The following is a 22,366-nucleotide window of genomic DNA, read 5'->3' as shown; positions in this document are numbered from 1 at the left end:
AATCTATGCAAACAAATAAGCCGTTAAAATCATAAATATTTGTAAACACATGATAATCCCAAACCACAACCAACCTTTTTGGCGTAATGCGACCCGATCTATACTTTGATAATTGACTGTTTTTATCATTTTAGCACCCTCATTTATTCTTCACTGAATTGATAAGATATGGAGCAAAAAATCTATCCTTATCTAAACAATTTAAATGAAGCAAAAAATAAACCAAGGTTTCAAATGTAACAATATTTATTCATTTTTTAAATTTCACGATGAAAAAAGAAAAACTGCCATAGTGCCTGCCAAGTTCACAGCTAATTCTGCATGTCTTGCAGATGGTTTAAAATTTTTCTTTCCTTGACCATGTGCATCCCCTACTTTATTTCTTAAAGCACCTAAACCTTCCACAACAGAATTACAACCACCTAGAATTTGTTTAAAAACTTTTTCTGTATGCTGCGATGGAGCAAGATTTAATTCATTACTAACTAAACGGTAAAGATGATTTATTTCAGGTGCATTACCATAATCAATTTGCATATCATCAAGGATATGTTTACATGTAGATTCTAATAGTGAACGAGCTATAGTAATTGCCCCCTCAGGATCAGAGTTCCTACGCTCTAGTGCTTTTTGCCATATCTGATGAATATAATCTGAACTAAGTTTATCTAAAGTACTTATTACCAGTTGATCCAGAGGAGTAGTATCTAAGTTTTCAAGCACATCAAATAGTTCATTAAATTCGTTATAAATTAGATTTTTACAATCTTGATAACTATTAAAATTATATTTTAAATACTCAGAAAATTGATCTAATGAACGTGAATTTTTTAGTATGCTAGGTATATATTGACTTAAGCTTTTAATTGCAATTATCTCATTACGCAGTTCTAAAAATGTGTCATTCGCTCCCTGATGATGTTCATCCATAGCACGAGCAATAAGAAGTTCTTGTATTGACAATACTTTTTCAATTAATTCACTCATATTTTTAAAACCATATTTCATATTAAATAGTTTAAGCTAATCACATACAAAAAAGCCCCTTTCGGGGCTTCTTCAAATCAATTGATAACTAAATCAATCAACCAATAAACTTACGTGCATTACGGAACATACGTAACCATGCACCATCTTCAGTCCATTCTTCAGGTTTCCACGAATGCTGAATCGCACGGAAATTACGCTCAGGATGCGGCATCATAATCGTTGCACGACCATCTTTTGAAGTCACACCAGAAATCGCTTCAGGCGAACCATTCGGGTTCATCGGATACTGTTGAGTTGCATTACCCTGACTGTCTACATAACGTAAGATCACCTGATTACCCGCATTCAACGATGCAAAGTTTTCAGCAGAAGTATCTGCACGACCTTCACCATGCGCCACAGCGATTGGTAAAATTGAACCTTCCATACCTTCTAAAAGAATAGATGGAGATTTTTCAACTTTAACGTTCACAACACGCGCTTCAAACATTTCAGACGTATTGCGACGGAAACGAGGCCAGTTGTCTGCACCTGGAATCAGTGGAGCAAGCTGTGCAAGCATCTGACAACCATTACAGATACCGACAGAGAAAGTATTGTCACGGTTAAAGAATTTTTCAAACTGATCACGCAGTTTTGGATTGAACAAGACTGATTTAGCCCAACCTCCGCCTGCGCCCAATACGTCACCGTAAGAGAAACCACCACACGCCACTAAACCTTCAAAGTCGTCTAAATCAATACGACCTGAAAGTAAATCACTCATGTGAACATCGACAGTGTTAAAGCCAACTTTATCAAATGCAGCAGCCATTTCTACATGACCGTTTACGCCTTGTTCACGTAAAATCATCATGTTCGGACGACGTTCATTGATATACGGCGCTTCTACAGGCTCATTCAAATCGAATGTTGGTAATGCAATGATACCTTTATGATTTTTATCAGCAATCAATGAATATTCAGAATCAGCTGTTTCAACGTTATCACGTAAGCGTTGGATTTGATGTGAAACTTCAGTCCAAGCTTGTTGTAATTCAGCACGTTCAAGTACTAAACCATTCACAGACAATGTGTCTGAATCACTCACTGTACCGACAACAGCAATCGCATCTTTCAAGCTTGAAGCAGCAACTTCATCAGCCAATGTTGCCCAGTCTGCTTTAGAAATCTGCAATACTGCACCAATTTCTTCTGCAAATAAGCTTTCAGTCGATTGATTTTCAAGTGCTACACCTAAGCGTGAAGCAAACATCATTTCTGCAACAGTTGCGAGTAAACCACCATCACCAATGTCATGGTACGCTTTAATCAAGCCACGGTTGTTCCAGTCCTGAACCAGTGCAAAAAATGCTTTGAAATCGTCAAAACTGTCGACATCAGGTGTCACTGAACCGATTGCTTTATAAACCTGTGCAAGGATCGAACCGCCTAAACGGAACTGACCTTTAGATAAATCAATGCGAACCAGTACTGAATCTTCATTTTTCAATTCAGGTGTTAATGTTTTACGTACATCTAAAACAGGTGCAAATGCAGTGATCACGCCAGACATTGGTGAAGTTACAGATTTGTCTTCGCCTTCGTCATTCCAGGTGGTACGCATAGACAATGAGTCTTTACCGACTGGAATTGCGATACCCAGTGCAGGACACATTTCCATACCGATGGCTTTTACGCCCTCGAATAATGCCTGATCTTCACCTTTCTGACCCGCAGCCGCCATCCAGTTTGCAGACAGTTTAATGTCACTGATCTGTTCGATGTTGGCACACATGATGTTAGAAATGGATTCAGCAACTGATAAACGAGCAGAAGCCGCAGGATTCAACAATGCAACAGGTGGACGTTCACCCATTGCCATTGCTTCACCTGTATAGCCTTGTAAGCTTGTGGTTGTTACAGCAGCATCCGCCACCGGAACCTGCCAGCGACCCACCATCTGATCACGTGCAACCATACCTGTGATTGAACGGTCACCAATGGTGATCAGGAATGATTTAGATGCAACCGTTGGATTTTTTAAGACACGGAAAATCGCATCTTTTAAATCAGTTACTTGTGCAGCAGTAAAATCATCGCCTTTACGTTCAACAGTTTCATATGAACGGCTCATACGTGGAGTACCACCAAGCATTACCTGCATTGGCATATCCACAGCTTTGTTATCAAACAATGGATCGTTTACAGTCAACTGACGTGCTTCAGTTGCTTCACCAAGAACGGCAAATGGGCAACGTTCACGCGCACAGATGGATTCAAACAATTCTAAAGATTCTGGTTTGATCGCAAGGACATAACGTTCCTGAGCTTCGTTTGACCAGATTTCCATTGGAGACATGCCAGGCTCTAAGGATGGAATCTTACGAAGATCAAGAATTGCGCCTAACTCGTGATCATTAACAAGTTCAGGCATTGCATTGGAAATACCACCCGCGCCGACATCATGTACAGATACGATTGGGTTGAAATCTTCCATTCTCCAGCAGGCATCAATCACTTCCTGGCAACGGCGTTCCATTTCTGGGTTTTCACGCTGAACTGAAGCAAAATCAAGGTTTTCACCGAGTTTACCGCTGTCTACAGAAGACGCTGCACCACCACCTAAACCGATAAGCATTGCAGGACCACCGAGTACGATCAGTAAATCGCCTGGTTGAATTGCATCTTTTTCGACATGATCAGGACGGATGTTACCGTAACCACCTGCAATCATGATTGGTTTATGGAAACCTTTCACATCACCATTGACATTTTGTTCAAATGTACGGAAGTAACCGTTCAGTGCAGGACGACCAAATTCGTTGTTAAATGCTGCACCACCTAAAGGACCATCTATCATGATCTGTAAAGGTGAAGCCATACGGGATGGTTTACCGTAGTTGTCTTCCCAAGGTTGTTCAAAACCAGGAATGTTCAGGTTAGAAACAGTGAAACCTGTTAAACCCGCTTTTGGCTTACCACCACGACCTGTTGCGCCTTCATCACGGATTTCACCGCCTGAACCTGTCGCAGCGCCTGCAAATGGTGCAATCGCTGTTGGATGGTTGTGGGTTTCCACTTTCATCAGGATGTGAGCGGCTTGGCTCTTGTATTTATAAACGTGGTGACCTGTCGCTTCGTCTTTTTTCGGATAGAAACGTTGAGTATCAAAGCCCACGATTACAGAAGCGTTGTCTTTATATGCTGACAATACGTCAGTAGGAGATTCTTTATACGTATTTTTAATCATCTGGAACAATGACAATGGCTGAACTTCGCCATCAATTGTCCATTCAGAACCAAAGATTTTATGACGGCAATGTTCAGAGTTTGCCTGAGCAAACATCATCAGTTCGATGTCATGTGGGTTACGACCCAGTTTATTGAATGCCGCAACTAAATAATCAATTTCTTCGTCAGACAACGCAAAACCAAACTCAGAGTTTGCTTTGACTAATGCATCTTTACCTTGACCTAAAATATCAATTGAATTTAAAGGTTTTGGTGCAGTTTCAGAGAATAATGCAGCAGCATCATCAATCTGAGCAAAAACACTTTCCGTCATACGGTCATGTAAAACCTGTTTAACTTCATCAGATACGTCAGAAATACCCTTTAAAGTAAACAAAACACCGCGTTCTAGGCGGTGTACAGGTGTATTACAGTTGGCAAAAATATCAGTTGCCTTTGATGACCACGGTGAAATTGTACCGACACGAGGTGTCACTAAAATCTGGACTTCATCACTTGCAGCCTGACGAACTTCAAACGATGCGCCATCGTTTAAAAGCTGTAAAGCAGATTGCTGTTGTTGCTCGTTGAGCGCTTGGTCGAAAAGGTAAACCCATTGGCTTTCTATTGATTGAACAGAACTGATTGACGCCAGGCGTGCTAATAGTTGTGTTTGCTTAAAAGAAGAGTGTGCAGGTGCACCGGCAACGATAAACATGCTGTTTTTGGCTCCACGGGCAGGTCGAAAAGATCCCACCGCAATGTGACTTGAAGAGAGCGCATATTCTACTGTGTATTACTCAAATCAGCTAGATGGAAAATCACGAATCTGCAAGCTAATCGTATAATAGTTCAAAGAACTGCTTTGTTTTCAGATAAAAGTTTTGAATCTACAGCAATAGAAAGGCTCAGACTGTTTGTATCCAGATAATTCAGGAACACCGGCTGCATATCTGAATGAAACCGTCTTTATGAAATATGATCTATTGCATAAAAAGCAGGACTGAAACATCTGCTGGATGATTCAGTCCTGTCCTATTGAAAATCAGATTAAAAATTTCAGTACTAAGCTATATTTTTACGGTCTTCGAGATCAATTTCTTTCAGTGATTTATGCTTGGATTCTTTCAGCAGGAAAATAGCAATCATCGACATCACACTGATACTCATAATATAAATAATAACCGGTAAAGTGCTGCCGAACTCTTTCCACAGCATTGTAGCAATCATTGGTGCAATTGAACCTGCCAGAATACCGGCAACCTGATAGCAGAACGAAACACCTGAATAACGCATGCGGGTCGGGAAAATTTCCGCCAGTACTGCGCCCTGTCCTGAATACGTCACGCCCTGGAAAAATAAACCGACACACATTGCAAACAGAGTGACCGCAAAACTTCCCTGATCCAGTCCATGAAAATAGAATGGCATCCACAGTAAAATACCGACATAGCCAAACATCATGATATTTTTACGACCAAACTTATCAGACAGATGACCACCAAAAATCATGGCAAAAAAATGGAAGGTATTGGCACACAGGAGCAGCAAAAGCATGGTGGTATAACCAATATGATGCTGAACCGACAGATAGGTGATCGAGAAAACCACAATAATATAATAAGCCGAGTTTTCACCCACACGCATCAGCATGCCGCAGACTGCCTGCTTTGGATAATATTTCAGTACTTCTTTAAGACCGGCTGAGGATTTTCGGGTCGCTTCCTGCTTTTCAAGTGAAGCTTTAAAGACGTCCGATTCTTCTACATTCTTACGGATATAATAACCAATGATAATAATGACTGCTGAAAGCCAGAAAGCAACCCGCCAACCCCATGCCAGGAATGATTCTTCTGGAAGTGTCATAGAGAGTGTCAGCAGTACCAGACTGGCTGCAACACTTCCCGCAGGTGCAGCTGCCTGTAGAAAACTGGAGTAAAAACCACGACGCTTTTCATCGCTGTGCTCACTGACCAGCAGCATTGCACCCCCCCATTCACCACCGACAGCAAAGCCCTGTATAAATCTTAAAATGACCAGCAGTACGGGTGCCATATAACCAATCGAGGCATAACCTGGTATACAGCCAATCAGAAATGTTGAAGCCCCAACCAGGATCAGACTGATCTGCAAAAGTTTTTTACGACCGTATTTATCACCAAAATGACCAAAGACCAGACCACCGATTGGTCGTGCAAGAAAGCCCACGGCATAGGTTGCAAACGCGGCAATAATCCCGTCAAATACAGAAACCCCAACCCCACTGGATGGGAAGAAAAGTTTGGAAAATACAAGCGTACTTGCAATCCCGTAAATAAAAAACTCATACCACTCAGCCACTGTGCCTGCCATTGAGGCGCCAACCACTTTCCGAATGGATGCTTTATCCTTTGCTGCACTTTCCAGTGCAGCAGACTTATCTGTTGTCAATTCCATTTTATTTTTCCCTTCTTCATTTCCATAAAACAGCAGCTGAATTTTTTAGAACCGTTTTCAGCAAAAACTGTTGATTTTTATGTGATATTCCCTACACATACATATTTAATTTCCAGATAGTCTTCCAGACCGTATTTTGCTCCCTCACGTCCCAGTCCTGATGCCTTAACACCACCAAATGGCGCAGCTTCATTGGATAAAATGCCTGTATTTACACCAACCATGCCGTATTCCAGTGCTCTTGAAACCCGAATAAACCGGTTCAGATCCTGAGTAAAGACATAAGAAGCCAGTCCAAACTCAGTATCATTTGCGTACTGCACTGCTTCATCTTCAGTTTCAAATACAAAAACCGGTGCCAAAGGTCCAAAGGTTTCTTCTTTTGCACACAGCATGTCCTGACTGACATTTTTCAGTACAGTCGGTACGCACCAGTTCCCAGGCTGCTGCACAACTGTACCAGTAACCAGCTCTGCTCCTTTTGCCAGTGCATCATCGATCTGCTCCTGAACTTTCAGTGTGGCTTTGGCATTAATCAGAGGTCCAACTGTTGTTGATTCATCCAGTCCATTACCCACTTTTAACTGCGAAACTTTCTGTGCCAGTTTTTCCAGAAATTCATCATAAATTCCACTTTGCACATAAATACGGTTGGCACAGACACAGGTCTGACCTGCATTTCTGAATTTACAGTCCAGTACCTGCTGAACTGCCAGCTCAAGATTGCAGTCATTAAAAACAAGTACCGGTGCATTCCCCCCCAGTTCAAGTGACAGTTTTTTAATGGTCGGTGCAGACTGTTCCATCAGTTTTGCGCCAATCGGTGTAGACCCTGTAAAACTCAGCTTTTTAACCACAGGACTTTCAGTCAGGATTTTTCCAATCAATGTCGAAGAACCTGTCACCACATTCAGAACACCTGCAGGCACCCCTGCTTCAGTGGCCAGTTTTGCCAAAGCCAGTGCGGTTAAAGGTGTTTCAGATGCCGGTTTTAAAATCATGGTGCAGCCCGCAGCCAATGCAGGCGCGACCTTACGGGTAATCATGCCCGCAGGGAAATTCCACGGTGTAATTGCTGCACAGACCCCGATTGGCTCTTTAAAAACAAGGACTTCTGAGCTGTCCGCAGAAGGAATAATGTCCCCATACGCTCGCTTGCCTTCTTCTGCATACCATTCCAGATAACTGGCAGCGTAGGTCATCTCACCTCTGGACTCTTTCAAAGGCTTACCCTGCTCAAGAGTCAGTAAAGTCGCCAATTCGTCCTTATGATCATGCATCAGGTTGAACCATTTCTTCAGAATATCCGCACGCTGCTGTGGAGAATATTTTTTCCACAGCACCTGAGCTGCCTGTGCCGTCAGAACACTCTCATGAATCTGAGCTTCAGACAGTACAGGCACAGAACTGATCAATTCCCCTGTGGCAGGGTTTGTAACGTCTATTCGCTGCCCAGAAGCTGTTTCCCCTGTTTCAATCCATTGACCATTAATCAGACAGCGGTTTTCAAATACCGATAACGCCGTAACATCCATTTTCTTACTCCTGAAACTGTATTTCCCTGTTTCCCTGCTCAGTGATGCTTAGGGTTCATGCTTATAACGGGCTATTTTTTTCACCAGGGTGGACTGATCCACCCCAAGTGCCATCGCTGCCTGACGCATTGAAGAAAACTTACTCATGGCTTCAATAATCAGGCTCTTTTCATAGGCAACCATGCGATCTTTCAAGGATGTGGATACTGCTTTTTTTAATCCAAATTCAGTAAATTCTTTCGGCAGATGATTCAGTGTAATCATCCGGTCTGTACTGGATACGAGCAGCCGTTCCACAAGATTAATCAGCTCTCTGATGTTACCGGGCCAGTTCCAGCAGGAAAGAAACTCCAGTACTTCAAGTTCAATCTCCGTATTCAGCCCATATTTCTGATTAACGTGATTTTTATAAAACTGTATGAGTGGAATAATTTCTGTCCGTCTTTCTCTTAAAGGTGCAAGCTCCAGCTCCACCACATTTAAGCGATAATACAGATCTTCCCTGAACTCACCTTTAGAAATCTGAGTTTTCAGATGCTTATGTGTGGCTGAAATAACCCGGATATCAATAGTTTTATATTCCGTCGCACCGACCGGTATAAACCTTTGTTCTTCAATAACCTTTAAGATTTTGACCTGTAATGGCAACGGCAGATCACCTATTTCATCCAGAAAAAGTGTGCCTTTGTGTGCAATTTCAAGCAGACCTTTTTTGCCTTTGGCAGATGCTCCTGTAAATGCACCTGCGACATAACCAAAAAGTTCTATTTCAAGTAAATTTTCAGGAATACCGGAACAGTTCAGCTCCATAAACACTTCAGAAGCCCGAGGACTGCAACTGTGTATATAGCGAGCCAGTTTACTTTTCCCTGTTCCTGTTTCGCCCTGAATCAGTACTTTGCAGTCAAACTGAGCAATATGCGTTGCCTGGTCAAAAACAGCCTGTGACTGTCGGGAAATAATAAAATCAGTGTCACTGCACTGCACTTTATGCTGAGACTTGGTTTTATAAAGATTTTCCAGCTGTTCCTGAGCATGTTTTGCAGCAACAAGTTCGGTTACATCCCGCACACTGCTGATGATGTAACTGACATTTCCCTGTTCATCAAAAAGCGGACTCCCTGTTACCAGTATTTTCTGATTCTGATTGATGGTCTGGACAGTGGTGACCACTTCCTTTTTTCTCAGAACATCCGCACTGATCGAGTTGGTCAGATACCCCTGGGTCACAATTTCATCCATACTGCGACCGATCAGCAGTTTCCTGTCCAGACCTGTAATCCGCTCATATGCTTTATTCACAGTAACCGTGATTGCATTTTTATCAGTGATGTACAGACCATCCTGAATAGCTTCAAGAATCGAGTTCACCGGTTCAGAAACAAAGGCATCATCAGACTTACAGAAACGAATCAGTTTTTGCCCTAATTCCTGCACAGAATCAGTTGAAAGTTGTTGCATATAAAGTTCCTTTTAATATGCTTCGCGGTAAATTTCCTCAATATCTGAAAGACTCAAAACTCGGGGATTATTCTTTAAAAGCCTTTTAACATTGATAGCTTCTTCTGCCAGATATGGAATATCTTCAAAAGGAATATTTAGAGTTTTCAGACCTGAAGGGATATTTAAATTACGACAAAAATCATGCAAATAAGCAACTACTTTCTGAACGTTTTCTGCATGATCTGCTGAAACTTCCAGCCGCATTGCAACCGCAATATCTGTAAAGCGTTCTTCACATCCCTGAGCATTCCACTTCATGACATAAGGCAGCATTAATGCATTACTGACCCCATGAGACATTTTATATTTTCCACCCAGTGGATAAGCCAGTGCATGTACTGCACCTACACCACCATTACCAAAAGCCAGCCCTGCTATCAGACTTGCCGTTGCCATTTTTTCCCGGGCTGTCAGGTCTTCAGGGTTGGTATAAGCCTGCGGCAAAAACTCACAGATCAGTTGAATGGCTTTCAATGCCAGACCATCGGTAATTTCTGATCGGTTCAGTGAAATATAGGACTCAACTGCGTGTACCAGAGCATCGACACCACTTGCAGCCGTCACAGATGCTGGACAGGTTAAAGACATATAAGGAGAAACAATCGCAATATCCGGCAGCAGTGCTTCAGAAACAAAGCCTTCTTTCGTCTGTTTTGCGGTATCTGAAAGGATTGCCACATTGGTCACTTCGGAACCTGTACCTGATGTGGTTGGAATTGCAATCAAAGGAATATTGCGTGAACTGATGGTGTCCAGACCAATATAATCCCTGACCGTCCCAGGCTTGTCTGACAGTGAAGCAGTACATTTTGCAACGTCCATTGCACTGCCACCGCCCACGGCGATCAGCACATCATTTTTCTGCTGATGAAACAACTCAATACAGCGTTCAACCTGTTCCAGCTCAGGCTCTGGATTGACCTGATCATAAATATCAAAAGGAATATTCAGCTTTTCCAGCACTCTGTTGATCGTTCCAGAGTTCATAACACCCTGATCAGTAATAATAAATGCACGTTTTGCATTCATTTTTTCAAGCACACTCTGTAGACTGTCCAGCGCATCCCGTCCTGTCACCAGTCTTCCGGCACTTTTAAAAATAGATAAATTTGGCATGCTGTACTTCCCTTCACATATTCAAAAATCTTCAAGACCGCTGATGGATTTCCTGTCCATCTTTCTTTAATCAGTCTCCGACCTTTCATATATCAAAATGCATGCCAACCATTAAAATCAAAACAACCAACTGTTTTTATTCATTTATTTTGTTTAACACTCAAAAAGCAATGATGATATTCAAACGGAATGATGAAAAAATTCATCATCAGTCCCCTAGGAGTCAGCACATCTGCTGAATCACACCGAAAAACATCCCTGGAAAGCCTGAATGTCGCCCGACAGCATCCGCAAATGACTAAAAATGAAGAAAAGACATGACAACTGATGTCGCACTCCACTGGTGCTTTACAGTGAAATTTGGCATGATGCAAAGCAGTAACAGAAACATTCAGTGAATAACGATAAATGACTCAGATGCGTTGGTTAGAACTGCTGTCCACAGTTCGTTTAGGCAGTAAAAAACAAAGTACAGAACAGGCACGCAGCCCATTTCACAAAGATTATGACCGCATTATATTTTCACAAAGTTTCCGGCAACTGAACCGTAAAACTCAGGTTCACCCTCTGACGCAACATGACGGTATTCACACACGTTTAACCCATTCCCTTGAAGTGTCCTGTATTGGGCGATCACTCGGGATGCTTGCTGCCGAAAAAATTCAGGATGAATTACCCGTATGGATTTCCCCTGCCGATGTTGGGGCAATCATTCAGGCAGCCTGCCTGGCACATGATATTGGCAATCCACCTTTTGGACATGCAGGTGAATATGCAATCCGTGAATGGTTTGATGATGCTTCACATACCGATTTTCTGAAAGATTTAAGCCCTGAACAACAGGCTGATGTCCGCCAGTTTGAAGGCAATGCCCAGGGTTTAAGACTGCTTACTAAAATTGATTACCATCCCAATGATGGTGGTATGCGTCTGACTTACGCAACCTTAGGGGCTTACTTAAAGTACCCATGGTTATCCAGAACCATTGAATCTCAGGGTAATACGCCTGCAAGCAAACGAGCCAAATTTGGCTGTTACCAGGCTGAAAAAGACATTCTTGAACAGATTGCCCAGCAGCTGGGGCTGATACAGCTGGGTGACTTCCACTGGTGTCGCCATCCACTGACTTATCTGCTCGAAGCAGCTGATGACATCTGTTATGCGCTGATTGACCTTGAAGATGGCATTATTCTAAACATGCTGTCCTATGAAGAAGTGGAACCGATATTCCTTGATCTGCTGGGCGATTTTGGTGTTCCTGCTGAACTCAATATGCCTTACACCACCTGGCAGCAAAAAATTGCAGCCCTGCGTGGTCGTGTAATGAAACGCCTGGTGGATGAGGTAACCACAGCATTTGCCAGACAGCATTTTCAGATTTTATCCGGTCAGCTCAAAGGCTCTTTACTTCAGTACTGCTCCGAAGATATTGAAAATGGCATCAACCGTGCAAAAAACCTGGCGCGTGAAAAAATATTTGAACATCCGCAAAAGTCTGGTCTGGAAATTATTGCACATCAAAGCCTGCAACATATTCTGGATGCCTTCATTCCACTCACCACACCCCATAAAACCCTGAGCTTCAAAGATGGGCGTCTGTTATCCATACTGGAGCGTTTTGGCGCACGATTCAGCCATGATCACTATGACAATATTATGCAGGTGCTGGATATTGTCAGTAAATTTTCAGATCATCAGGCGTATCAGCTTGCTCAGGAATTACAAGGCAATAAAGCTGGATTTTTTTAAAACGATCAAGTCCTGAATGATTGGTAATTTTTCAGGCTTCGTTATACTCTCAACCCATTTGAACACATAAAGACCCTGCTTTGTATCCATACGAAATCAAAGCATAAAGAACTAACTGCATAGAAGTGAATATACATAATGATCGGATGTCTGATTGGTGAAGTCTTAGCTCTGGAAGCACCGACTGTACTTTTAAATGTAAATGGCGTGGGCTATGAAATTGACACCCCACTTTCAACCTTCTGCCAGCTGCAAAAAGGTCAGAAAATCACGCTATGGACGCATTTAGCCGTTCGTGAAGATGCCCAGCTTCTGTACGGTTTCTTAAATCAGCAGGAAAAAATCATTTTCCGCACCTTACTCAAAGTGAATGGTGTCGGCCCTAAAATGGCTTTAGGTATTCTTTCCACTTTAAGCGTGGAAATGCTGATTCATACTGTTGAAAATGGTGATGTTAAAACACTGGTCAAAGTTCCTGGTGTCGGTGCAAAAACTGCTGAACGCCTGATGATAGAATTACGTGATCGTTTTAAAGCATTTTCTGCGGGAACATCATCCACTTCAACTGCATCACAGATCCAGTTTACTGGGAACTCTGCGGTTGCTGAAGCTGAAGCAGCACTACAGTCATTAGGTTACAAACCTTTGGAAGCTCAGAAACTGGTCAATGCTGCCAAAGGTGATTTTACTGAAGCCAGTGATATTATCCGTGCAGCACTTAAATCGATGAATAAGTAGTTTAAACTATAAACTTCTAGCAAATATTTGATACGCGTAAAAGTCATCCGCAACTGTCTGAGGCATGAGCCAGTAAAGGCGCAAGTTTTGAAATAACATGTTTCTGCGATATATTTGAAACAGTTCGGTAGTTGACGAGTTTTGCGGTGAGGAGCATCGCTCCGCAAGGTGCTTTTCTTGCGAAGCTTCGCTTCTCATTTTGGCGAATGAGAAATATATTTCGCAAGGTAAGGTGAACCGCAGGTTTAACCTAAAATTTAAACTTTATCGATAAGACTCCTCAGTAATGACCATTATCAAAATTCATAATGGCATTATTATCAAAACAATTCCGGAAATTAGATTTATAAACGCTATGCAAGACCGTTTAATCAGTGGTTCTGAAAAACCCGAAGATCACTTTGATCGTGCCATCCGTCCTACCTCACTCGATGACTATATCGGTCAGCCGGTCGTCCGTGAACAGATGGAAATCTTCATTGGTGCAGCCCGTGGTCGTGCCGAAGCACTGGATCATACACTTATCTTTGGACCACCAGGTTTAGGTAAAACCACACTCGCCAATATTATTGCCCGTGAAATGGGTGGAAATCTCAAATCCACTTCAGGTCCAGTACTGGAACGTGCAGGCGATCTGGCAGCTATGCTGACTAATCTTGAAGAAGGCGATGTACTGTTTATTGATGAAATTCATCGTCTTTCACCGGTAATTGAAGAAATTCTCTATCCAGCTATGGAAGATTACCAGCTGGATATTATGATCGGTGAAGGTCCTGCTGCTCGCTCCATCAAACTGGATTTACCTCCATTTACACTGGTTGCAGCGACCACACGTGCTGGTCTGCTGACTTCACCTTTACGTGACCGTTTTGGGATTGTACAGCGTCTCGAATTTTATTCAGTTGAAGACCTGACGCATATCGTAGCGCGTTCAGCATCACTCATGGATGTTCCAACCACACCGGATGGTGCTTTGGAAATTGCCCGTCGTGCCCGTGGGACACCGCGTATTGCCAACCGTTTATTACGTCGCGTACGTGACTATGCTCAGGTCAAAGGGACTGGTGAAGTCACTCAGGAAATGGCTCAGCGTGCGCTGGATATGCTCAATGTTGATAAAGATGGTCTAGACACGCTAGATCGCCGTTATCTGAGTATGTTACTGGAACGCTTTGATGGTGGTCCTGCTGGTGTTGAGGCTTTAGCTGCTGCAATGGCAGAAGATTCAGGTACACTGGAAGATGTGATTGAGCCTTATCTGATCCAGCAGGGTTATGCCATGCGGACTGCCCGTGGACGTATTGCAACCAATCAGGCCTATTTACAGTTTGGAATGACTCCGCCTGAACCTAAAGCCTGAAGCACGGACACTCAAAAAAAAGAGCATTGAATATAAAATTCCATGCTCTTTTTACATCCAGATGATCTATCTTAAAGTCTGAAAAACCTTACTGGAAATGCTTTGCCACCAGACTCTGGAAATATGCAATGCCGTGTTCAGAAATGCCTGAACGCTGCTTGTCAGTCATGATACGTCCCTGACCACGGTAGCCTCGTGATTTCAGACCACGCTGTACACTTTCCACAAGATTAAGGTCTTCTGGACGGAAAACATGGCGGTACCATTCGATCAGATCTTTCTGTTCCTGAGTCAGTTCTTCATTTAAGAAGTAAATATCATAATGTTGCAGTGTAGTTTCTTCATCTACAGGAAACTCATAAATCACCGTCATGAAATCTGCACCTGGTGGTACATTAAACATGGTGCTTGGCCAGGTCCAGAAACCATTGAAAGACGGATCAACCACTGAAGGGTCGAGCTTGAAAGATTTCTCAGAAGAACGTGCATAACCAAACTGCAAAGTCCAGTTTTCATGCAATGTATGCCAGTATTTATCCACCTGCACGGAGTCTGAAAAACCTGGATGAGCAGGTCCACAGTGATAACATTCCATATAGTTATCAACAATGACTTTCCAGTTGGCAGGCGTTTCCGTGATAAAACGGGCTGCCAGTTTCAGGTCTTTAACCACCTTACACGCTTCACCGAGTTTTTCTGCAAAACCTGGAAGCTGATCTGCAACACAGGTCGCCTCTGGATCCATATTGATAAAGATAAAACCTCCATGCTCTTCAGCTTTCAGTGCTGCCAGGTTTGAGTTTTCTTTATCAAAATTTGCAACATTTTCACAGTTACGTGCAAGCGCCAGGCTGCCATCAAGTTTGAATGTCCATGCATGGTATGGGCAGGTAATTACATTTTTGGACTTCCCTGCTCCTGTCAGCAACTCATGACCACGGTGTGGACATACATTGTAAAATGCCCGAAGAACATTATCCTTACCACGGATGACTATAATATTTTCACCAATCACCTTGCGGGTAAAATACTGATTGGCACTGGCAGCTTCGCTGTAATGACCTACACAGATCCAGCTTTTAGAAAAAATTTCTTCTTTCTCACGTTCAAATACACTGCCGGAGGTATAAAAAACTTTTGGCAAGGTCCATGCATTTTCCGGGTCTGTACAAAAGTTTTCAGGTACTTTTTCCATCTGTCTCACAACTGTTTTCTCCAATTTTTAAATTTTTACTTTTATCCTGATGTTAATCAAGCATTTTACCAATTGCCTGTACCATCTTTTGGTATAAGGTCTGAACTTCAGGACACTCAGTCAGTGACCTTAATCCACCATGCAAAAGTCCTTTTGCTTCAAAATAGCTGTATTCGATGCCAGCCTGCTGCAGATGTTCCGCCAGTACTTTGCCATCATCACGCAGGGGGTCATATTCTGCGACAGAGATAAAACTGGCGGGCATATCTGAAAAGTCTGCTGCATTCAGCGGTGCAAGTCGGGTGTCCTTCCAGTCCTTTTCATCCGGTGCATAGGTTTTCAGGTAAAAATGAACATCTTCAGTACTGAGCAATGGCGCATGGGCATGCTCAACATAAGAAGGAAGATCACACCCCGTGTTCAGACCTGGATAAATCAGTGCCAGTCCCTGAGCCTGCTGACCTGTATGCTGCAGGTTGACCGCCAGAGCTGTGGACAGATTTCCACCGGCACTGTCACCTGCAAGAATCACTTTTTCAGGGTTAATCTGCCACTGCGCGGACTGAGTTTTGATCCACTGATAGACCGCCATGCAGTCATTGTAGGCAGCAGGAAAAACATGCTCAGGTGCCAGTCTGTAGTCCACACTGACCACTGAAACTTTCAGGTCTGCACACAAATGGCGGATAAAAAACTCATGTGAATCCAGCCCACCCACAACATACCCACCGCCATGCATATACAGAATACAGGGCCATCCCTGCTCAGGCACACTCTGCTGTTCAGGGAAATACAGACGTACTGGAACATCATATTCTGCAGTATGCACAACATGATCCTGAATTTTAACCAGCCCATCCCGCTCAGGCGTGTAGTATTCACACATTGCATCATAGGCAGCACGTACAGACTCAATATCCTGACCGGCAGGGGTATAAACCCCACTCCAGTAAACCAGATTCTGCATTGCTGGACTCAGCTCATAAGATTTCATGTTCATGAAGCATCTCCTTTTACAGATGGTGCAACCGATTCAAAGACCTGTTCATTGGCAGGCTGAGAGCTTTCAGTTCTGTGCTGTAACGCCTGCATATTGTCAGACATCTCTACAGGATCAGCATGCTGCTGTTCAATCAGATGTGCAGGTATATTGGAATAGTCTTCTTTTAACCACTTAATCAATCCATAGGTCTGAACCAGAATGATCACAATAAAAGGCAGTGCCGTCACAATGGTCGCTGTTTTCATGGTATCCAGCGGTGCATGAGAGAAAATCATCGCAATCGGGACCAGTGTCAGCATGACACACCAGAACAGACGTGCATTCGGTGACGGATCCTGCCCTTCTTCCAGTCCGCGTGTACAGGTTGCTGTAACAGCATAACCAACAGCATCCATATGGGCAGCAAGGAAAATAACCATCACGATCAGGAAGAACCACATAACCAGTTTACCCATTGGCAACAGATTGAGCAGCTGTCCTATCGCAACTTCTCCACCCTGAGTACTGAGAATATTCGGAACATTGACCAGTCCGTGGATGAAACTGTAAACACTGTAATTTTCAAAAACACCGAAAATAAACCATAAACCTGCACTTCCGCCCAGTACCATGGCAAAAATAACTTCTTTAATGGTTCTGCCTTTTGAAACCCGTGTAACGAACAACGCAACACCAGGTGCATAAGAAATCCACCACAACCAGTAGAAAACAGTCCATTCACGAGTGAACTTTCCATCGCCCATAGGATCTGTAAACAGGCTCATTTCAACAAAGTGTGAAGCCATCAGCCCCAGGCTCATCATCGTATTGTTCAGAATAAATTCAGTTGGACCAAAACACAGTACATATACAGCAAACAGCAACACGCCAAGGCAGACCATATGGCTCAGACGCTTCATGCCGTTTTCCATCCCGACATAGGAACTCAGCGCAAACACCACTGAAACAGCCAGAATAATAATGACCTTGGTCATAAAGGTATTTGGAATACCTGTCAGCAAAGACAGAATATTGGTAAATGTGACGGCGGTCAGTACCAGTGAAATTGTCAGTGCACCAAACATACACAACAGGAACAGTACATCGACAACACGACCGACCACTCCGGTTGCTTTATAGCCTGTCACAGCTTCCACAATGGCAGCCAAACTCAGACCTTTATTTTTCCGGACATGAAAACTGTAGCACAATGAAATGGAGGCAAGTGCATAGATGGACCATGCGCTGACACCTGAGTGAAAGAATGAGTATGCAACACTGTATTTCAGTGCATCCTGAGATTCAGGTGCAAGTCCCAGCCCTGGTGTCTGATAATAATAAGCCCAGTCCAGGAACCCCCAGTAAAGACTGGATGAGCCAATACCTGAGAGGATAAACATAAAGATCCAGCTCATGGTGCTGTATTCAGGTTTACCTTCACCGAGTCTGATTTTTCCATATTTACTGAATGCCAGTGCAATCGTAAAAATAATGGACAGAAAGGTAAATAACAGCACAGGCGTTGTAAAAACTGATGTCGTCCAGTGCATCAGTTTTGCAGCAAATTCAATAGATGCCGATGGAAACATCGCCAGTCCAGCAACAAGGATAAAGACAAACGAGAGACTCGTGACTGCCAGTACCTTGTCTGTATAGATTTTTGTTGTTTTGCTATCCATATCCACAAATCCATATAGAAAAGGGATACTTCTTCATGAAGTATCCCTTGATTGTCAAAGTTGAGTAATCAATGTTGCGATTGCCTCACCCATTTCAGTTGTTCCCGCGCTTCCACCTACATCAGCCGTTTTCGGACCATGAACAAGTACATATTCAATAGCCTGCATAATGTCCTGACTGGCTGCATCAAACTGCGGATTTCCATCCCCCAGGAAATCAAGCATCATGGCGCCTGACCATATTACTGCCACAGGATTTGCAATATTTTTCCCATAAATATCCGGTGCAGAACCATGTACAGGTTCAAACAGTGATGGAAATTTACGCTCAGGATTCAGGTTGGCAGATGCTGCCAGTCCAATCGTACCGGTACATGCCGGACCAAGATCGGACAGAATGTCACCAAAAAGATTGGATGCTACAACAACATCAAAACGCTCTGGCTGAAGCACAAAACGTGCTGCCAGAATATCCACATGCTGTTTATCCGCCTGAATGTCAGGATACTGCTTTGCCATGGCATCTACGCGGTCATCCCAGTACGGCATACTGACGGCCAGACCATTGGATTTGGTGGCAGCGGTAATTTTTTTAGCATCACGCTCGCGGGCAAGCTCAAAAGCATATTTCAGAATACGGTCTACGCCATGACGGGTAAATACCGCTTCCTGCAATACAAATTCACGCTCAGTCCCCTCAAAAGCTTTTCCTCCAATAGCAGAATACTCACCTTCACTGTTTTCACGGACTACGTAAAAATCAATATCCCCAGGCTGTTTGTCTGCAAGTGGTGACTTTACCCCTGGCATCAGACGTACAGGTCGCAAATTGACATACTGATCAAAACGGCGACGGAACTGTAACAGTGAACCCCATAAAGAAATATGGTCAGGCACTTTGTCAGGCCATCCGACCGCACCAAAGTAAATGGCATCGTACTGCTGTAAGGTTTCAAACCAGTCATCCGGCATCATTTTTCCATGCTCGAGATAATAATCACAGCTCGCCCAGTCAAAAGCATCAAACTGAAGATCAATGCCGTGCTTTTCGGCTGCAGCCTTTACTACCCGAATGCCTTGTGGTAAAACCTCTAAACCAATGCCATCGCCTGCAATTGTCGCAATCTTAAATTTCTGTGTCATCACTTGTATCTACGCATCCAGTTGTTTTTCCCTAACCTGTTTAAGATGCTTTTCCCGACACGGTTGATCAACCAGCAAACTATCAAGCCATTGGACACAGAGTGTGAAGAATCTACCTAATCTTGCGGATTTAAAAGTTTTTTATGAAGTTGCTCTGAACCGAAGTTTCGGTAAATCAGCTGAAGAACTGGGCACTTCACCTGCCTATATCAGTAAACGTATTCATATTCTGGAACAGACCCTCAACTGCAAACTGTTTCACCGCAATACACGGCATGTCAGTCTGACTGACAACGGCAAACTGATTCTGGATAAAGTAGCTGAGTTATTAGGATGTTATGATGACATCAGTGATCTGCTGACCAGTACAGCGGAACATCCGTCCGGACACCTGGATATCGTCTGCAGCTTTGGGTTTGGCAGAAAACATATTGCTCCCATTCTTTCTGAACTGTTACAGATTCACCCTGGACTGTCAGTAAATTTTGATCTGCTCGACAACACCCGAAATCTGATTGAACACAGTATTGATCTGGATATCCGCATTGGTAATGACATTGCACATAACATGATTGCACGTAAGCTGATGTCCAACTTCAGAATACTGTGTGCATCCCCTGCCTATCTACAACATTACGGTCAGCCTGAATCCATTCATGATCTGAAAAATTATCACTATCTTGGGATCAGTGAACGTGATCAGGCTTCAGTGGTTCTGAAATTAAAATCCCGCACAGATGAAAGCATCACACACATTGAGCCGCACTTTATTTCCAATAACGGTGAAATCATCCGTCAGCTCGCACTGGATGGAAAAGGTATTATTTTACGTTCCATCTGGGATGTCGCAGAAGATCTTAAAACTGGAAAACTACAGCATATTTTAACGGATTACTGGCAGGATGCAGATATCTGGGCAGTCTATCCATCACGCCTGCAAAGTTCCTCCCGCCTGCAGGTCTGTATAGAATTTATCCGTGAGCAACTACAAAACCGTCTTGAACCATTAACCAGTATAAAACCAGGCACACCCATTCCTTAAAAATCAGTACAACACTGAAGCATAACTCTCTGCATTTCATCTGATATTTCATTGAGTTCAGCCTGCGGATGCCTTGCAGCACTGCATTTTCAATCAATCGTAAACAGTGTATTTCTGCTTAGGATATTGATCGTTCTACCTCATCCAGGTCATTTTCCAGGCTCTGACAACAAGGAAGCTCAGGATGAGAAAAATTATTGCATTGATTGGACTTAGCACGGCGCTGATCAGCACACTTACACCCGCGGGGACTCTCCATATTGGAAATGCAGACACAGCAACAGGAAAACTGGATATTTCCGGTGCTGTACGGACACGTTATCTCTATAAGGATTATGCAGATTCTGCAAACGAAGGCTCTGCCAATGGGGACTGGAAACTTGCCGATATCAAACTGGTGGTTGCTTATGAAAATCCAGACTGGATTGCCTCAATGGACACCCGCTGCTACCAGTATGAACGTCTGTGTGATGCAATCTTTCTGAAAGATGCCTGGCTGGGTTATAAATTTTCTGATCAGCACCGACTGAATGTGGGGTTACAGTCTGTAGATTTTGGTTATGCCAGACTATGGGGCAACAGTTATTATGAAACTATTCTCAATACTGTCGGTATCGAAGACATCCAGAACACCGGTATAAAATATCAGTACAACGATGATAAAAATCATATTACGTTGGGGTTTTATCCACGGGATGGAGGAAATTATAAAGGTCCAACCAAAGATTCCAGCCGCTATTCAGGCAATTTTGTTCAGGCAGATGATCTGTCCACAGGCACTGACATAGAAGAAAAAAATATGTGGATTGGACGTATTTCAAGGAATATTTCCATCAATTCTGAACAGAATTTTAAAACAGAAATAGGGGCTTCCTACTGGTACTCAGAACTTGAAAATCAGATCGGCCCTCAGGATGGACACCGCAAAACATGGAATGCCTTTGCTGTTACAGACTATCAGAACTGGCAATGGATGCTGAGTATTGGGGAACAGGATATTCAGACCAATGATCCCAATCATCCTTTTGACTCAACCATCGGTGCTTTTGACTACCCTTATCAGGTGGCAAACAAAGCCCGTTTTGCTGCAACTGAAATCAGTTACTCCATCAAAGAACCTTTTAAAAATATCAGTGAAATTAAGCCTTATCTGACTTACAGTACCTATAACAAGCAACAGTCTGGTTTTATTGACTCAGATCGTCTGAATGCCGGTTTTTACTTTTTTTATAAAAATTTAGGCATACAGGCAGAATATATACGCAGTAAAAATGACCCTATGACAGGAGGCAGCAGTCTGTCACTTGGACAGGGAGATCACAACAAAGCCAGTCAACTGTTCTTTGTATCTGCCGGTTATTATTTTTAAATCCTGATGTCTTTATCTTTGAGACACTGATATTTGTTATATATTTCACTGTAATTTAACCTTAAATTACAGTGATTTTTTATCTATAAAACAATATTCTTTCTTTATCCTTCAAAATCCGTCTGAAAATATCATTCTGTTGGACTTCCCCTCACCCATTCACACTAGAAACATCTATTGATTTTTCACACAATATTACAACACCCGTCCGAATAAGATCCTGAGTATTGATCTGTTGTGCCATAGGCGTCAAAAGGCGTTATGGTAAACTGCACACTTGCAGAAACCTGACCTTCCACTGAATTCTGAGTCATAG

16 protein-coding genes are annotated in these 22,366 nt (G+C 43.0%); 5 read left to right on the top strand and 11 right to left on the bottom strand.

What is annotated here, in order from left to right; translation table 11 throughout:
* Nucleotides 1–3: 3 nt before the first annotated feature.
* The 7 genes from CDG60_RS18515 to CDG60_RS06720 form a co-directional block, all read right to left on the bottom strand.
* Nucleotides 4–129, bottom strand: coding sequence for a KGW motif small protein (locus CDG60_RS18515; RefSeq protein WP_264757143.1), 126 nt, complete (start codon nucleotides 127–129; stop codon nucleotides 4–6).
* 135 nt (nucleotides 130–264) lie between these two features.
* Nucleotides 265–987, bottom strand: a complete 723-nt coding sequence (locus tag CDG60_RS06745; RefSeq protein WP_087511263.1) for an abortive infection family protein — start codon at nucleotides 985–987, stop codon at nucleotides 265–267.
* 97 nt (nucleotides 988–1,084) lie between these two features.
* Nucleotides 1,085–4,921, bottom strand: coding sequence for a phosphoribosylformylglycinamidine synthase (gene purL, locus CDG60_RS06740; RefSeq protein WP_087511261.1), 3,837 nt, complete (start codon nucleotides 4,919–4,921; stop codon nucleotides 1,085–1,087).
* A gap of 347 nt (nucleotides 4,922–5,268) precedes the next feature.
* Entirely contained in the window at nucleotides 5,269–6,639 is a 1,371-nt protein-coding gene (locus CDG60_RS06735) for an MFS transporter (RefSeq protein WP_087511259.1), read from the bottom strand.
* 77 nt (nucleotides 6,640–6,716) lie between these two features.
* Complete coding sequence (locus CDG60_RS06730) at nucleotides 6,717–8,174, bottom strand: NAD-dependent succinate-semialdehyde dehydrogenase (protein WP_087511257.1); 1,458 nt, start codon at nucleotides 8,172–8,174, stop codon at nucleotides 6,717–6,719.
* 48 nt (nucleotides 8,175–8,222) lie between these two features.
* Nucleotides 8,223–9,635, bottom strand: coding sequence for a sigma-54 interaction domain-containing protein (locus tag CDG60_RS06725; RefSeq protein WP_087511255.1), 1,413 nt, complete (start codon nucleotides 9,633–9,635; stop codon nucleotides 8,223–8,225).
* A 12-nt stretch (nucleotides 9,636–9,647) separates the two neighbouring features.
* A complete protein-coding gene (locus tag CDG60_RS06720) occupies nucleotides 9,648–10,793 on the bottom strand; it encodes an iron-containing alcohol dehydrogenase (protein WP_087511253.1) in 1,146 nt (381 codons plus the stop codon).
* A 408-nt stretch (nucleotides 10,794–11,201) separates the two neighbouring features.
* Between CDG60_RS06720 and CDG60_RS06715 the strand changes: the two genes are divergently transcribed.
* The 3 genes from CDG60_RS06715 to ruvB all read left to right on the top strand — a co-directional run bounded on the left by CDG60_RS06715 (nucleotide 11,202) and on the right by ruvB (nucleotide 14,640).
* Complete coding sequence (locus CDG60_RS06715; RefSeq protein WP_087511251.1) at nucleotides 11,202–12,542, top strand: deoxyguanosinetriphosphate triphosphohydrolase; 1,341 nt, start codon at nucleotides 11,202–11,204, stop codon at nucleotides 12,540–12,542.
* A gap of 138 nt (nucleotides 12,543–12,680) precedes the next feature.
* Nucleotides 12,681–13,280, top strand: coding sequence for a Holliday junction branch migration protein RuvA (ruvA, locus tag CDG60_RS06710; protein ID WP_087511249.1), 600 nt, complete (start codon nucleotides 12,681–12,683; stop codon nucleotides 13,278–13,280).
* A 355-nt stretch (nucleotides 13,281–13,635) separates the two neighbouring features.
* Nucleotides 13,636–14,640: a Holliday junction branch migration DNA helicase RuvB gene (gene ruvB / locus CDG60_RS06705; RefSeq protein WP_087511700.1), complete on the top strand. Its 1,005-nt coding sequence runs from the start codon at nucleotides 13,636–13,638 to the stop codon at nucleotides 14,638–14,640.
* A gap of 88 nt (nucleotides 14,641–14,728) precedes the next feature.
* On the opposite strand, the gene cntA is transcribed toward ruvB, so the two are convergent.
* The 4 genes from cntA to CDG60_RS06685 are packed head-to-tail and all read right to left on the bottom strand — an operon-like array spanning nucleotide 14,729 to nucleotide 19,639.
* The gene (cntA, locus tag CDG60_RS06700) at nucleotides 14,729–15,835 is read right to left on the bottom strand and encodes a carnitine monooxygenase subunit alpha (RefSeq protein ID WP_406565298.1); all 1,107 of its coding nucleotides are present in this window, start codon (nucleotides 15,833–15,835) and stop codon (nucleotides 14,729–14,731) included.
* A gap of 52 nt (nucleotides 15,836–15,887) precedes the next feature.
* Entirely contained in the window at nucleotides 15,888–16,835 is a 948-nt protein-coding gene (locus CDG60_RS06695) for an alpha/beta hydrolase (protein ID WP_406565297.1), read from the bottom strand.
* Entirely contained in the window at nucleotides 16,832–18,502 is a 1,671-nt protein-coding gene (locus tag CDG60_RS06690) for a BCCT family transporter (RefSeq protein WP_160116991.1), read from the bottom strand. Before CDG60_RS06690 ends, CDG60_RS06695 begins: the two co-directional genes overlap by 4 nt.
* A 48-nt stretch (nucleotides 18,503–18,550) precedes the next feature.
* Nucleotides 18,551–19,639 carry a tartrate dehydrogenase gene (locus tag CDG60_RS06685; protein ID WP_087511245.1) on the bottom strand — a complete coding sequence of 363 codons (1,089 nt, stop codon included), beginning with the start codon at nucleotides 19,637–19,639 and terminating at the stop codon, nucleotides 18,551–18,553.
* 103 nt (nucleotides 19,640–19,742) lie between these two features.
* On the opposite strand from CDG60_RS06685, the gene CDG60_RS06680 reads away from it, so the two are divergent.
* Nucleotides 19,743–20,681, top strand: a complete 939-nt coding sequence (locus CDG60_RS06680; RefSeq protein WP_087511243.1) for a LysR family transcriptional regulator — start codon at nucleotides 19,743–19,745, stop codon at nucleotides 20,679–20,681.
* Between the two features lie 184 nt (nucleotides 20,682–20,865).
* Complete coding sequence (locus CDG60_RS06675; RefSeq protein WP_087511241.1) at nucleotides 20,866–22,050, top strand: porin; 1,185 nt, start codon at nucleotides 20,866–20,868, stop codon at nucleotides 22,048–22,050.
* Nucleotides 22,051–22,366 lie beyond the last annotated feature (316 nt).

The sequence above is a fragment of the Acinetobacter chinensis genome, assembly GCF_002165375.2.
Taxonomy (GTDB): Bacteria; Pseudomonadota; Gammaproteobacteria; order Pseudomonadales; family Moraxellaceae; genus Acinetobacter; species Acinetobacter chinensis.
This window is presented reverse-complemented; position numbering and strand designations above follow the sequence as displayed.

Coding starts and splice junctions, on each gene's coding strand:
- CDG60_RS18515 (WP_264757143.1), bottom strand. CDS start 129: ATGATAAAAACAGTCAATTATCAAAGTATAGATCGGGTCGCATTACGC.
- CDG60_RS06745 (WP_087511263.1), bottom strand. CDS start 987: ATGAGTGAATTAATTGAAAAAGTATTGTCAATACAAGAACTTCTTATT.
- purL (WP_087511261.1), bottom strand. CDS start 4,921: ATGTTTATCGTTGCCGGTGCACCTGCACACTCTTCTTTTAAGCAAACA.
- CDG60_RS06735 (WP_087511259.1), bottom strand. CDS start 6,639: ATGGAATTGACAACAGATAAGTCTGCTGCACTGGAAAGTGCAGCAAAG.
- CDG60_RS06730 (WP_087511257.1), bottom strand. CDS start 8,174: ATGGATGTTACGGCGTTATCGGTATTTGAAAACCGCTGTCTGATTAAT.
- CDG60_RS06725 (WP_087511255.1), bottom strand. CDS start 9,635: ATGCAACAACTTTCAACTGATTCTGTGCAGGAATTAGGGCAAAAACTG.
- CDG60_RS06720 (WP_087511253.1), bottom strand. CDS start 10,793: ATGCCAAATTTATCTATTTTTAAAAGTGCCGGAAGACTGGTGACAGGA.
- CDG60_RS06715 (WP_087511251.1), top strand. CDS start 11,202: ATGACTCAGATGCGTTGGTTAGAACTGCTGTCCACAGTTCGTTTAGGC.
- ruvA (WP_087511249.1), top strand. CDS start 12,681: ATGATCGGATGTCTGATTGGTGAAGTCTTAGCTCTGGAAGCACCGACT.
- ruvB (WP_087511700.1), top strand. CDS start 13,636: ATGCAAGACCGTTTAATCAGTGGTTCTGAAAAACCCGAAGATCACTTT.
- cntA (WP_406565298.1), bottom strand. CDS start 15,835: ATGGAAAAAGTACCTGAAAACTTTTGTACAGACCCGGAAAATGCATGG.
- CDG60_RS06695 (WP_406565297.1), bottom strand. CDS start 16,835: ATGAACATGAAATCTTATGAGCTGAGTCCAGCAATGCAGAATCTGGTT.
- CDG60_RS06685 (WP_087511245.1), bottom strand. CDS start 19,639: ATGACACAGAAATTTAAGATTGCGACAATTGCAGGCGATGGCATTGGT.
- CDG60_RS06675 (WP_087511241.1), top strand. CDS start 20,866: ATGAGAAAAATTATTGCATTGATTGGACTTAGCACGGCGCTGATCAGC.